The 12,492-nt window shown below is 73.2% G+C and carries 13 protein-coding genes; 12 read left to right on the plus strand and 1 reads right to left on the minus strand.

Annotated elements, in window-relative coordinates:
• Nucleotides 1-70: 70 nt before the first annotated feature.
• From L3X23_RS29125 to L3X23_RS29170, 10 genes are all read left to right on the plus strand, one after another.
• On the plus strand, nt 71-1,732 hold the full coding sequence (locus L3X23_RS29125) for a DNA repair helicase XPB (RefSeq protein WP_093076257.1): 1,662 nt from the start codon (nt 71-73) through the stop codon (nt 1,730-1,732).
• Nucleotides 1,733-1,847: 115 nt separating this feature from the next.
• Entirely contained in the window at nt 1,848-2,042 is a 195-nt protein-coding gene (locus L3X23_RS29130) for a hypothetical protein (RefSeq protein WP_093076259.1), read from the plus strand.
• A gap of 54 nt (nt 2,043-2,096) precedes the next feature.
• Complete coding sequence (locus L3X23_RS29135; RefSeq protein WP_308116958.1) at nt 2,097-2,354, plus strand: PspC domain-containing protein; 258 nt, start codon at nt 2,097-2,099, stop codon at nt 2,352-2,354.
• 84 nt (nt 2,355-2,438) lie between these two features.
• Nucleotides 2,439-3,566: a GAF domain-containing sensor histidine kinase gene (locus L3X23_RS29140; protein WP_093076263.1), complete on the plus strand. Its 1,128-nt coding sequence runs from the start codon at nt 2,439-2,441 to the stop codon at nt 3,564-3,566.
• 38 nt (nt 3,567-3,604) lie between these two features.
• Entirely contained in the window at nt 3,605-4,210 is a 606-nt protein-coding gene (locus L3X23_RS29145; protein WP_237198155.1) for a response regulator transcription factor, read from the plus strand.
• Between the two features lie 79 nt (nt 4,211-4,289).
• On the plus strand, nt 4,290-5,093 hold the full coding sequence (locus tag L3X23_RS29150) for an ABC transporter ATP-binding protein (protein WP_237196201.1): 804 nt from the start codon (nt 4,290-4,292) through the stop codon (nt 5,091-5,093).
• Complete coding sequence (locus L3X23_RS29155) at nt 5,090-5,878, plus strand: ABC transporter ATP-binding protein (protein ID WP_093077351.1); 789 nt, start codon at nt 5,090-5,092, stop codon at nt 5,876-5,878. Before L3X23_RS29150 ends, L3X23_RS29155 begins: the two co-directional genes overlap by 4 nt.
• A complete protein-coding gene (locus L3X23_RS29160) occupies nt 5,875-6,753 on the plus strand; it encodes a branched-chain amino acid ABC transporter permease (RefSeq protein WP_237196203.1) in 879 nt (292 codons plus the stop codon). Before L3X23_RS29155 ends, L3X23_RS29160 begins: the two co-directional genes overlap by 4 nt.
• 25 nt (nt 6,754-6,778) lie before the next feature.
• A complete protein-coding gene (locus L3X23_RS29165; RefSeq protein WP_237198156.1) occupies nt 6,779-7,861 on the plus strand; it encodes a branched-chain amino acid ABC transporter permease in 1,083 nt (360 codons plus the stop codon).
• Complete coding sequence (locus L3X23_RS29170; RefSeq protein ID WP_237196205.1) at nt 7,858-9,126, plus strand: ABC transporter substrate-binding protein; 1,269 nt, start codon at nt 7,858-7,860, stop codon at nt 9,124-9,126. The genes L3X23_RS29165 and L3X23_RS29170 overlap by 4 nt, the downstream gene beginning before the upstream one ends.
• Nucleotides 9,127-9,173: 47 nt before the next feature.
• On the opposite strand, the gene L3X23_RS29175 is transcribed toward L3X23_RS29170, so the two are convergent.
• On the minus strand, nt 9,174-9,722 hold the full coding sequence (locus L3X23_RS29175; RefSeq protein WP_237196207.1) for a TIGR03086 family metal-binding protein: 549 nt from the start codon (nt 9,720-9,722) through the stop codon (nt 9,174-9,176).
• Nucleotides 9,723-9,770: 48 nt separating this feature from the next.
• On the opposite strand from L3X23_RS29175, the gene L3X23_RS29180 reads away from it, so the two are divergent.
• Nucleotides 9,771-10,691 (plus strand): YafY family protein, encoded by a 921-nt coding sequence (locus L3X23_RS29180; RefSeq protein ID WP_237196208.1) that lies wholly within the window; start codon nt 9,771-9,773, stop codon nt 10,689-10,691.
• Nucleotides 10,692-11,275: 584 nt separating this feature from the next.
• Complete coding sequence (locus tag L3X23_RS29185; protein WP_237196210.1) at nt 11,276-12,151, plus strand: endonuclease domain-containing protein; 876 nt, start codon at nt 11,276-11,278, stop codon at nt 12,149-12,151.
• Nucleotides 12,152-12,492 lie beyond the last annotated feature (341 nt).

The raw sequence follows: 12,492 nt of genomic DNA on the forward strand, positions 1-12,492 counted from the left end.
GTCATCGACCGCTCACCGTGCGTAGATAGCCGCCCGGCTCAGCGTGACCGGATTCAGGAGGGACCCCCGCGTGACCGATGGACCGCTCATCGTCCAATCCGACAAGACGCTGCTGCTCGAGGTGGACCACCCCGCTGCGGCGGATGCACGGACGGCGATCGCTCCGTTCGCCGAGCTCGAGCGTGCGCCGGAGCACGTCCACACCTACCGGGTGACCCCGCTCGCCCTGTGGAACGCCCGCGCCGCGGGCCACGACGCCGAGCAGGTCGTCGACGCCCTGGTCCGCTACTCCCGCTACGCCGTGCCGCAGCCCCTGCTGGTCGACGTCGTCGACACGATGGGCCGCTACGGCAGGCTCCAGCTGGCCAACCACCCCGCCCACGGCCTGGTCATGAGCTCGAGCGACCGCGCGGTGCTGGAGGAGGTGCTCCGGCAGAAGAAGATCGCCCCGCTGCTGGGCGCCCGGATCGACGACGACACGGTGATCGTGCACCCCTCGGAGCGCGGCAACCTCAAGCAGCTGCTGCTCAAGGTCGGCTGGCCCGCCGAGGACCTCGCGGGCTACGTCGACGGCGAGGCGCATGCCATCGACCTCGCCGAGGACGGCTGGACGCTGCGGGACTACCAGGCCCAGGCGGTCGAGGGGTTCTGGGCGGGCGGCTCCGGCGTCGTCGTGCTGCCGTGCGGGGCGGGCAAGACGCTCGTCGGCGCGGCCGCGATGGCGCGGGCCAAGGCCACCACCCTCATCCTCGTGACGAACACCGTCTCCGGGCGGCAGTGGAAGCGGGAGCTGATCGCGCGCACCACCCTGACCGAGGACGAGATCGGCGAGTACTCGGGCGAGAAGAAGGAGATCCGCCCGGTCACCATCGCCACCTACCAGGTGATCACGCGGCGCACCAAGGGCGAGTACAAGCACCTCGAGCTGTTCGACTCCCGGGACTGGGGCCTGGTGGTCTACGACGAGGTGCACCTGCTGCCCGCCCCCGTCTTCCGGATGACGGCGGACCTGCAGTCCCGCCGCAGGCTCGGGCTCACCGCCACCCTGGTCCGCGAGGACGGCCGCGAGGGGGACGTGTTCTCCCTGATCGGCCCGAAGCGGTACGACGCGCCCTGGCGGGACATCGAGGAGCAGGGCTGGATCGCCCCCGCGGAGTGCACCGAGGTCCGGGTCACCCTGACCGAGAACGAGCGGATCATGTACGCCACCGCGGACGCCGAGGAGCGCTACCGCATGGCCTCCACCGCGCGCACCAAGCTGCCCGTCGTCAAGGCGATCCTGGACCGCCACCCGGACGAGCCCACGCTCGTCATCGGGGCGTACCTCGACCAGCTCGACGATCTCGGCGAGGCCCTCGGCTGCCCCGTCATCCAGGGCTCGACGAAGAACAAGGAGCGCGAGGCGCTGTTCGACGCCTTCCGGGCGGGCGAGATCAAGCGGCTCGTCGTCAGCAAGGTCGCGAACTTCTCCATCGACCTCCCCGAGGCGACGGTCGCGGTGCAGGTCAGCGGCACGTTCGGGTCCCGGCAGGAGGAGGCGCAGCGGCTCGGGCGGCTGCTGCGGCCCAAGGGGGACGGGCGGCAGGCGCACTTCTACTCGGTCGTGTCCCGGGACACCCTGGACACCGACTACGCCGCGCACCGTCAGCGCTTCCTCGCCGAACAGGGCTATGCGTACCGCATCGTGGACGCGGACGACCTGCTCGGACCCGCCCTGCCGGACGTGGGCTGACCGGAGCGTCACCGCGCGTCCCCGAGACGGGCGAACGGTCTCACCCCCTTCCCTGAATGCGCGGGCGGCGGTGTTCGTGGACACTCGACCGCACGGCGTTACAGAGGAGTCGGAGATGTCCGTCGCGGGCTGGATCGCGATCGGGGTGGTGGCGTGGGTCGTCATCGCCCTGGTGGTCGCGGTGCTCGTCGGGCGGATGGTGCGGCTGCGGGACCGGCAGGTGCCCGCGGACCCGATGCCCTCACCGCGCCGCCCGGTGGACGCGCCCGGGGTTCCCCGGACCCCGGAGCCCCGGCGACCCCGAGGCTGAGTTCCGGGTTCCACCCGGAGGTGCGGGGCACCGCCGACCGGCAGGCTCGACGGCATGGAACAGCAGACCGAGCAGACCGCCGGCCCCGAGTCCCCCGTCGTCGTCGAGCAGGCGCCCGAGCGCGAGCCCGGCTTCCGCCTGCACCGCAGCCGCTCCGAGAAGGTGCTCGGCGGTGTCTGCGGCGGGCTCGCCGAGAGCCTCGACGTCGACCCGAACCTCGTCCGCATCGGCCTGGTCGCCCTGACGGTCCTCGGGGCGGGGATCGGCGTGGTCCTCTACGTCGCGGCCTGGGCCCTGGCCCCCGAGGAGTGACCGGGTGACCGGGTGACCGGGTGACCGTGCGGATCTCCACCTGGGTGTGTCGCCGGTCACCACTTTCATGACACAGTCCCGCGGGTGCGAACGACCGACCGTGCGGCCGAACGGGCCCACCTCCTCGACCTCCTCCTGGCCGAACGGGAGGGTCTGCTCTCGGTGCTGGACCGGGTGTTGGCGCTGCGCGGCACCGCCCGGCTGATCCGGGAGGCCGCGGGCGCCGACACCGGCTTCCTCGGCGAGCGGACCGAGGACGGCACGGTGATCCGCTGGACGGCGGGCACCCGCACCGACGCGCTGCAGGACCTGCGGGTCGAGACGGGTCGCGGCATCGGCGGCCGGGCCCTGGCCACCGGGAAGCCGGTGCGGGTCAGCGACTACGTCTCCGCCGAGACCATCACCCACGACTACGACGAACGCGTGCGCCGAGAGCGGCTCGGCGCCATGATCGCGGTCCCGATCCTGGACCGCGGCTGCACCCTCGCCGTGGCCTACGCCGGCCTGCACGGCCCCGGGACCTTCGGCGACGCCGCCGTCGACGCCCTGCGTGGGGCCGCCGAGCAGGCCGTCCCGGCGCTGCGCCTGGCCGACGCCGCGGCCGCGCAGGCCGATGGCGCCGTCGCGGCCGAGCGCCGCCGGATGCAGGCCTCGCTGCACGACTCCGTCGGTGCGATGCTCTTCTCCATCGGCGCCCAGGTCCGGGACCTGCGCAGCGAGAACCCGCTGCTCGCGTCCCGGCTGACCCGCATCGAGGCGGACGTCTCCGAGGCCTCCCGCGCCCTGCGGGAGGCCTTGTTGGCCCTCTCGGACAGCTCACCGGAGCGCGCCCTGCCGGTGGAGCTGGCCGAGCACTGCCGCAGCTTCGCCGCCCGGACCGGGGTCAGCTGCCGGTTCGTGCAGCTCGGGCCGGTCGCCCCGCTGGACGCCGAGCGCACGGCGATCCTCGTCGCCGTCGCGCGGGAGGGCCTGCTCAACGCGGAGAAGCACGCCGGGGCGGGCACCGTGATCGTCAGCCTGGCGCCGGACGAGTCCGGCGGCGTGGTGCTCGCCGTGGCGGACGACGGCGACGGCAGCGGCCCGGGGGCGGGCACCGGGCTCGGCGTGCGGATGCTCGCCCAGCGCGCGGCTCGGCTCGGCGGCACCGTGGGCCTGATCCAGGACGAGGAGGGCGGCACCACCCTGCGCCTGTCGCTGCCGGGCGCGCCGTGAGCCCGAGGGCGTCGGTCGGCTCCCCTCCCGCCCGCGTGATGGTGGTCGACGACCACCCGGTGGTGCGGGACGGCGTCGCCCTCCTGCTGCGCGGGGAGCCGTCCCTGCAGGTGGTGGGCTCGGCCGAGTCGGGACGGACCGCCCTGGATCGGGCCGGTGAGCTGCGGCCGGACCTGGTGCTGCTCGACCTGCGGCTGCCGGACATGCTCGCGCCCGAGGTCGTCGTCGGGTTGCGGGGCGTGTGGCCCGCCGCCCGGGTCGTGGTGTTCACGGCGCACGGCGACCACCACGGCATCCGCGCCGCGCTCGACGCGGGCGCCCACGGTTGCCTGGTCAAGGACGCCGCGGCCACCGACCTGGTCGCCGCCCTGCGCGCGGTACTGCGCGGCGAACGCGTCGTGGACGCCCGCATGCTGCCCGACGGCGAGGCCACGAAGTCCGCCCTGGAGCGCAGCGGGCTGACCCGGCGCGAGTACGAGGTGCTGCGCCTGGCCGCCCAGGGCCGGACCAACCCCGAGATCGCCGAGGTCACGGGCCTGACCCGCAACACCGTCAAGACCTATCTGCAGTCCGCCCTGCACAAGCTGGGGGCCCGCAACCGCGTCGAGGCCATCGGCAAGGCGAGCGAGGCCGGCCTCCTGTAGGCGGACGGTGCGGGCGGAGTGTCCGCTATGTCTCCACGTGGGGGTGTGGCGGCGCTCACAGCCCCATCAGGATGTGCCCGTGTTGAGCGTGCGAGGGCTCGAGGTCCGGTACGGGCGGTCGGTGACGGCCCTGGAGGAGATAGACCTGGATGTGGGACCCGACGGGGTGCTCGCGGTCCTGGGTGGCAACGGTGCCGGGAAGTCGACGCTGCTGCGCGCGGTGTCGGGCACGCTGCGGCTGCACGGCGGCGCGGTCGCGGCGGGGGAGATCCGGTTCCGGGACGAGCGGATCGACCGCCTGGACCCCGCGGAGATCGTCCGGCGCGGGGTGGTCGCGGTGCCCGAGGGGCGTCAGGTCTTCGCCCGGATGACGGTCGAGGAGAACCTGCGCGCGGGCGGGCTCGGTGCGCGGTCGGCGGCGGTGCGCACCGCGGCCAGGGCCCGGGTCGCGGAGCTCTTCCCGGTGCTGGCGGAGCGCGCGACCCAACGCGCGGGCCTGCTCTCCGGGGGTGAGCAGCAGATGCTGGCCATCGGTCGCGCCCTGATGTCCGGCCCCGATCTGCTGCTGCTCGACGAGCCGTCCCTGGGCCTGGCCCCGCAGATGGTCGGCCGGATCGCCCGGATCGTCGGTGAGATCCACGCGCAGGGCACGGCGGTCGTCCTGGTCGAGCAGAACGCGACCATGGCGCTCGAGGTCGCCGACACCGCCGTCGTCCTCGAGGTCGGCCGGGTCGCGCTGGCGGGTCCGGCGGCCGAGCTCGCCGCGAGCGACGACGTCCAGCGCCTCTACCTGGGCGGGCACGCCGAGTCCGAGGAGCAGGCGGAGGCCGAGGCCGCGTTCGCGCGCCGGCACCGCCGCACCCTGTCGAGGTGGGCCGGATGAGCGCGCCCGGGACCGTCCGGTCCGACGTCGCACCGCTCGCGGTCGAGTCGGTGACGCTGCGGTTCGGCGGGGTCACCGCGCTCTCCGACGTGTCCTTCACCGTCGAACCCGGCGCCGTGCACGCCCTGATCGGCCCGAACGGCGCGGGCAAGTCCAGCTGCTTCAACGTGATCAGCGGGCTGTACCGGCCGACGTCCGGGCGGGTGCGGCTCGGCGAGCAGGACCTGACGGGCACCCCGCCGCACCGGCTGGCCGGACTCGGCGTCGGGCGGTCGTTCCAGAACATCGCGCTCTCCCCGCACAGCACGGTGCGGGACAACGTGCTGTTGGGCCGCCACCCGCTGACCCGGGGCGGGTTCCTGGCGGGCGGCCTGCGGATCGGCAGGCGGACCGAGGCGCGACACCGCGCGCGGGTCGAGGAGATCTGCGCGTTCCTCGGGGTCGCCGACCGGCTGGACTCCCTGGTCGCCGCCCTGCCCTACGGGGTCGCGAAGCGGGTCGACATCGCCCGCGCCCTCGCCGTCGAGCCCACGGTCCTGCTGCTCGACGAGCCCGCCGCCGGCCTGAACGCCACCGAGACCGCCGAGATGGGCGTGACGATCCGGGACCTGGCCGACGCGCTGGGAATCTCGGTCCTGCTGGTCGAACACGACATGGGGTTGGTGATGGGGATCGCGGACCGGGTGAGCGTCCTGGACTTCGGCCGGTTGATCGCGGACGGCCCGCCGGAGCAGGTCCAGGCCGATCCCGAGGTCGTCCGGGCCTACCTGGGGGTGTCGGAGTGAACACGTTCCTGCAGCTGGTGCTGAACGGGCTGGGCAAGGGCGCGGTGTACGCGCTGCTCGCGCTCGGCTTCGTGATCATCTTCAAGGCCACCGAGGTGGTCAACTTCGCGCACGGCTCGCTGGTGCTGATCGGGGGCTACCTCGTCTACGCCACGAAGGACGCCCTCGGCTGGCCGGGCGCGGCGGTGCTCGGCATCGTGTCCGCGGCGGTGGCGGCGCTGCTGATCGAGCGGCTGCTGGTGCGCAACGCCCGCGGGGCGGACGTCAACAGCCTGGCGCTGCTCACCATCGGGGTGGACGTGATCGTCACCGAGGAGGTCGTCCGCCGCCTCGGCAACGACATCCCGTTCATCGGCGACCCCTACGACGCGGCCCCGATCCAGTTCGCGGGCCTGACGGTGTTCCGCACCCAGCTGGTCGCGCTGCTCGTCGGGGCCGTGCTGATCACCGCGTTCTTCCTGGCCTTCCGGTTCTCGAACTGGGGGGTGGCCATGCGGGCGCAGGCCGAGAACAAGGAGGCCGCGGCGCTGATGGGGATCCGCAGCTCGCGGGTCACGGCGACGGCCTGGCTGCTCGCGGGCGCGCTGGCCGGGGTCGCGGTGCTGTTCATGGCGACCCAGGACTTCTCCGGTGCCGGGCTCGGCCGCGGGACGCACGCGATCGCGCTGATCGCGTTCCCGGCGGCGATCCTCGGCGGGCTCGACTCCACCGCGGGCGCCGTCGTCGGCGGGTTGGTCGTGGGGCTCACCGAGGCGCTGTCCGCGCAGTACGTCTCCTTCGAGTTCTCCAAGAGCGCGGTCTTCCTGGTGATGCTGGTGATCCTGGTGTTCCGGCCCAGCGGGCTGTTCGGGACGAGGGAGCTCAGTCGTGTCTGAGCGGGTCGTGACTGAGCGGTCGTCGGTGCTGGTGCGCCTGCGGTCCTCGTGGCCCACGGTCGCGGGGGTCGCGGTGCTGCTCCTGGTCCTGCTGGTGTTCCCGGTGTTCGCGGGCGTCGCCTACCTCAAGGCGGGCCAGTACGTGCTGATCGGCGTCGTCGGGGCGGTCGGGCTGACCCTGCTCGTCGGGCAGGCCGGTCAGCTGTCCCTCGCGCACCCGTTCTTCCTGCTGGTCGGGGCGGTGAGCTACGCCGTGCTGGCGGGGGACTCGGGGGACTCCGGGGACCTCGTCGGGCTGGGGCTGCCGCCGCTGCTCGCGGTGATCGGCGCGGTCGCGATCTGCGCGCTCGTCGGGCTCGCGTTCTCGCCGGTCTCCGGGCGGCTGCGCGGGATCTACCTCGGCGTCGCGTCCCTGTCGCTGGTGTTCCTGGGGCTCTACCTGGGCCAGTCGCTGGACATGCTCTCCGGCGGGACGTCGACCGGGCGCCCGCCGCCGACGTTCGACCTGTTCGGCTTCCGTTTCGCCAACTCCGACCCGGCGCCGACGATCCTGGGCGTCGCCATCCAGAAGCAGCAGCGGCTCTGGTACCTGTTCCTCGTCCTGGCCATCGTGGCCTACCTGCTGGCCCGCGGCGCCGTCCGCAGCCGGGTCGGCCGGGCCTGGCGCGCGGTGCGGGACAACGAGGCCGCCGCCACCGCGATGGGCGTGAACGTGGCCCGGGCGAAGGCGCAGGCCTTCACCGTGTCGTCCGCCTTCGCCGGGCTGGCGGGCGTCATGACGGCGCTGTGGCTGGACCTCGTCAAACCGGACGAGAACGAGTTCATCGGCACCTACTCCATCACCGTCGCGATCTCGTACCTGGCGATGGTGCTGATCGGCGGCCTCGGCTCGATCCCCGGCGCCGTCGCCGGTGCGGTGCTGGTCAACGGCCTGCCGCAGGTGCTGACCCTGGGGGCCACCGAGTTCGGCTGGTCCATCGGGACGTTGTCCCCCGTGCTCATCAGCGCGTTCGTGTACGGAGCCGCGATCGTGCTGGTGGTGCTGTTCGAACCCGGTGGGCTGGCGGCCATCGGTCGCAGGCTCACCACCCGACAAGGAGATCGATGATGATCAAGAACTGGGGCCGGGCGGCGGTGGTGGGCGTCTCGGCGCTCCTGCTCGCGGCCTGTGGCAGCACGGCGGACTCCGGGTCCTCCGGGTCGAGCGGCGGGACGGGCGGGGTGAAGACCGACTTCGGCGTCACCGACTCCACGATCACCCTCGGCGTCATGGGCGACCGCACCGGCGTGTTCAAGAACCTGGGCGAGGCGCTGATCGGCGGCAACGAGCTCTGGGTGGCCGACGTCAACGCCGCGGGCGGGATCTGCGGGCGCCAGCTGGCCCTGGAGATCGTCGACCACGGGTACAAGGCGGACACCGCCAAGACGCTCTACCCGCAGCTCGAGCCGAAGATCCTCGGGATCGTGCAGCTCCTGGGCTCGCCCGTGCTCGCGGCGCTGAAGCAGAACCTGATCGACGACAACGTCTCCGCCGCACCGGCGTCCTGGTCGTCGGAGATCCTGAACAACCCGAACATCATGATGATCGGGACCACCTACGACGTCGAGATCATCGACGGGCTCTCCTACCTGCAGCAGCAGGGCCTGATCAAGCAGGGCGACAAGATCGGGCACATCTACATCGACGGCGAGTACGGCGGCAACGGCCTGCGCGGCTCGAGGTTCTACGCCGAGAAGCACGGCATGACGGTCGTCGAGTCCAAGATCACCTCGACGGACAACGACCTGGCGAACATCGTGACCGGGCTCAAGGGCGAGGGCGTCACCGCGATCGTGCTGACCACGACGCCCGGCCAGACGGCCTCGGCCATGGCCAACAACGCCGCGCTCGGGCTGAACGTGCCGGTCCTGGGCAACAACCCGACGTTCGACCCGGCTCTGCTCTCGAGCCCGGCGGCGGGCGCGCTGGACAAGCTGTACGTCGCGGCGTCGAGCGCACCGTTCTCGTCGAAGACGCCGAAGGCCGTCGAGGTCGCCACGGAGTACAAGGCGAAGTACCCGAACAGCCCGAAGAACGCGGGTGCACAGGCCGGGTACGTCGAGGGGCTGGTCTGGCAGGCGGTGCTGGAGAAGGCCTGCCAGAACGGCGACCTGTCCCGGGCGGGCGTCCAGACGGCGCTGAAGTCCCTGACCTCGGTCGGCACCGACGACCTGGTCGCGCCGCTGGACTACAGCTCGCCCGGTGCCCCGCCGACCCGCGGCGTCTACATCGCCAAGGTCGACCAGAACGCCGAGGGCGGCCTCACCGAGGTCGCGCCGCTGTTCACCGCGCCGGACGCGAGCGAGTACAAGGCCCCGCACCAGCAGCCCTGACCGTGAGCGGCGATGGTCGCCCGGGCGACCATCGCCACTCACGACCCTCAGCGGGCGTGGCCGGACCAGTTGGCGAGGCGTTCGGTCGGGCCCGCGTCCGCGGCCGGCTCGACGGGTGGGGCGAAGGGGAAGCCCTCGCGTTCGGCCGGGATGAGCATCCGCGCGACCGCCAGCGCGGGCTCGACGGCCGCGGCGGGCGCCTCGCACGGCTGCCCGGTGGCGACGGCGACGTCCCAGGTGTGCACGAGCAGCTCGTTCACGTACCCCCACAGCGCCGTCCGCCCGGGCGCCCGTCCCCAGGGCACGGTGACCTCGCGGTCGAGGGCCTCGGCGGTCCAGACCCGCTCGTACTCGGCGCGGGCGTCCTCCAAGGTGCCGTCGACCTGGAACGGGAGCGGCCGCGGGTCGCTACCCTCGCCGATCGCGGCGATCTTGTAGACGGTGGCGACGAGGTGTCGGACCAGCCCGTCGACGTCGAGCTCGGGGCACGGGGTGGGCCCGGCGAGCTGCTCCTCGCGGACTCCGGCGAGGACGGCGGCGGCCCAGTCGAGGGCGCCGGCGTAGGGGGTGCGGGGGTCGATCTCCGTGGTGGTCATGGGAGGAGCCTCTCGCCTCAACCGGACACCTTGTGTCATGTTTTGCGGATGCGTGCCGACCGGCTGCTCTCGCTCACCCTCCTGCTGCGCCACCGGGGCCGGTCGACGGCCGCGGAGCTGGCGGCGGAGCTGGAGGTGTCCGAACGGACGGTGCTGCGAGACGTCGAGGCGCTCTCGAGCGCAGGCATCCCCGTCTACACCGAGCGCGGCCGCCACGGCGGGATCGCCCTGCTGCCGGGCTTCTCCACGGACCTCACCGGGCTCACGACCGACGAGGCGGTCGCCCTGCTGACCACGCCCCGGGACCTCCTGGGTCGGGGACAGGCCTTCTCGTCGGCGATCCGGAAACTGGTCGCGGCCCTGCCGGAGGCCTCCCGCGCCGCGGCGACGGGTGCGGCGGACCGCGTGCTCGTCGGGCGCGCGGGGTGGTTGCGCGAGGGGGCCGAGCCCACACCCGCGCCGGTCCAGGTGCAGCGGGCGGTGTTCGCGGGGAACCGGCTGCGGATGCGCTACGCGTCGCGGGACGGGTCGGCGCGCCTGCGGACGGTCGACCCGCTCGGCCTCGTCGAGTCGGCGGGCCGGTGGTACCTCCTCGCGCTCGACGACGGCGCCGACCGCACCTACCGCGTCGACCGGATCGAGGAGGCGCAGGAGCTGGCCGAGCCCGCGCGGCGGCCGTCGGGGATCGACCTCGACCAGCTGTGGGAGCGCAGGCGCGCGGACTTCCGCCGCCGGATCCCGCACGTGGAGGTGCGGGTGCGCGGCGACCGGGAGGTCCTGGCGGCCGAGGTGATGATCGTGCGGGAGGAGCCCGACGCCGTCGTCGTCGCGTTCGGGAGCATGCACCACGCCGAGCAGGTCCTGTGGTCCCTGGCCCCGCGTGTCGTCGCGCTGGAACCGCCGGAGCTGGTGGAGACCCTCCGCACCCGCGCCGCCGCCGTCGCGGGGGAGTACGCGAGTGTCACGTGAGCGCTGCGTAGACGACGCTCCGGTGACGCTCGCGCTGCAAGATCGTTCCGAGGGTGACGGGAGCGTTGGTGATGGTGCGCTCCGGTGACGCTCGCGGTGGGTCCGACGGAGTGCTCGCGGTCGTGCGCAGCGGTGACGCACGTGCCGAAAGATCATTCTGAGTGTGACGGGAGCGTTCGCGGTGATGCGCTCGGGTGACGCTCGCGGTGGGTCGGGTGGGAGGGTTCACGCTGGTGCGCGGCGGGTAGCGCTCGTGCAGCGTGATCGTTCCGAGTGTGACGGGAGCGTTGGTGGTGGTGCGCTCCGGTGACGCTGGTGCAGCGTGATCGTTTCGAGTGCGACAGGAGCGCTCGCGGGGGTGCGCTCCGGTGACGCTCGGGGGTGTGGTGACGGGAGCGCTGACGCTGGTGCGCCCCGGTGACGCTCGGGGGTGTGGTGACGGGAGCGCTGACGCTGGTGCGCCCCGGTGACGCTCGTGCAGCACCGGGCCGGGTGAGTGGCACCGGCCGGCTCTCGGCGCGACGCTCCTGTCACTCTCGAACCTGGAGTGGAACCGCGGGCGGTCGGGCGCCGTCACAGTGCGCATGACGATCGAACCTTTTCGCGGATCCGTCGCTGTGGCCGAGGGCCGGGTGACGGCGGGCGAGCTGCGTGGACCGCGCTATCGGCGGATGTTCCCCGACATCTACGTCCTGATGACTGCCGGACCGCCCGATCTCGCGCTCCGCGGGCGCGCCGCTCACGTCCTGGTCGAGGGGCGCGGTGTGGTCGGCGGATGGGCGGCCGCGGAGCTGATCGGGGCCTCGTGCGGTCCCGCGGACGCCGCGGTCGAGGTGATCGTTCCCGGGGGGACGCAACGCGCACACCCGGGACTGCTCGTCCGGCGCGGGATCGTGCTCCCCGAGGAGATCACCGTGGCCGAGGGCGCCCGGGTGACGACGGCGCTCCGCACCGCGTTCGACCTCGCTTGTCGCGCGTCCGTGCGCGAGGCCATCGTGGCTGTCGACGCCCTCGCCCGGGTCGGCGGGTTCGAGCCGGGAGACGTCCTCGCCGTGCGGGACCTGCACCGCGGGGTCCGAGGCAGCGCCCGGGTGCCCGAGGTGCTCAGGCGGGCGAACCGGAGGTCCGGCTCCCCGATGGAGACGCGCATTCGCCTGGCCATCGAGGACGCAGGCCTGCCGACGCCGGTCCTCCAACACCCCATCGGCCCCTACGAGCTGGACCTCGCGTTCCCGGCGCAGCGACTCGGCGTCGAGCACAACGGCCCCGATCATCTGAGGCCGGAGCGGGCCCAGCGCGACCTCGTCCGCGAGGCCTTCCTCGCGCGCGAGGGGTGGCGGGTGCTCCGCTTCGATCCCGGCATGGTGATGCGGCAACCGGAACTCGTGGCCGAGCACGTCCGACGCGCGCTCCTCCGCGCCGAGCGTGACGCTAGCGCTGACCGCCGTGCCGCCGGGTGACGCTCGCGAGACTCACCGCCGACGAGTGTGACGGGAGCGCTGTGTCGATCACCGTGGTGTGACGCTCGACGGCGGCGAGCGCGTCGCGCGCGGACCCCGCAGCGGTGGGTGCGCGAGCGTCACAGGAGCGCCCCGCTGACGACGCTCGCGTGACGCTCGGCAACGGCATGCGCGAACGCGCCCGCACTGCAGCTTCGCGATGGTGCGCGAGTGTCACGGGAGCGTCGCGCCGACCGCGCTCGTGTGACGCTGGGCGAGGGTCGGGGTGCTTGCAGTGGTCGGATCGCGCGAGTGTCACGGGAGCGTCGCGCCGACCGCGCTCGCGTGACTCTCGGCGAGGG

Source organism: Pseudonocardia sp. WMMC193, assembly GCF_021728735.1.
GTDB lineage: Bacteria > Actinomycetota > Actinomycetes > Mycobacteriales > Pseudonocardiaceae > Pseudonocardia > Pseudonocardia oroxyli.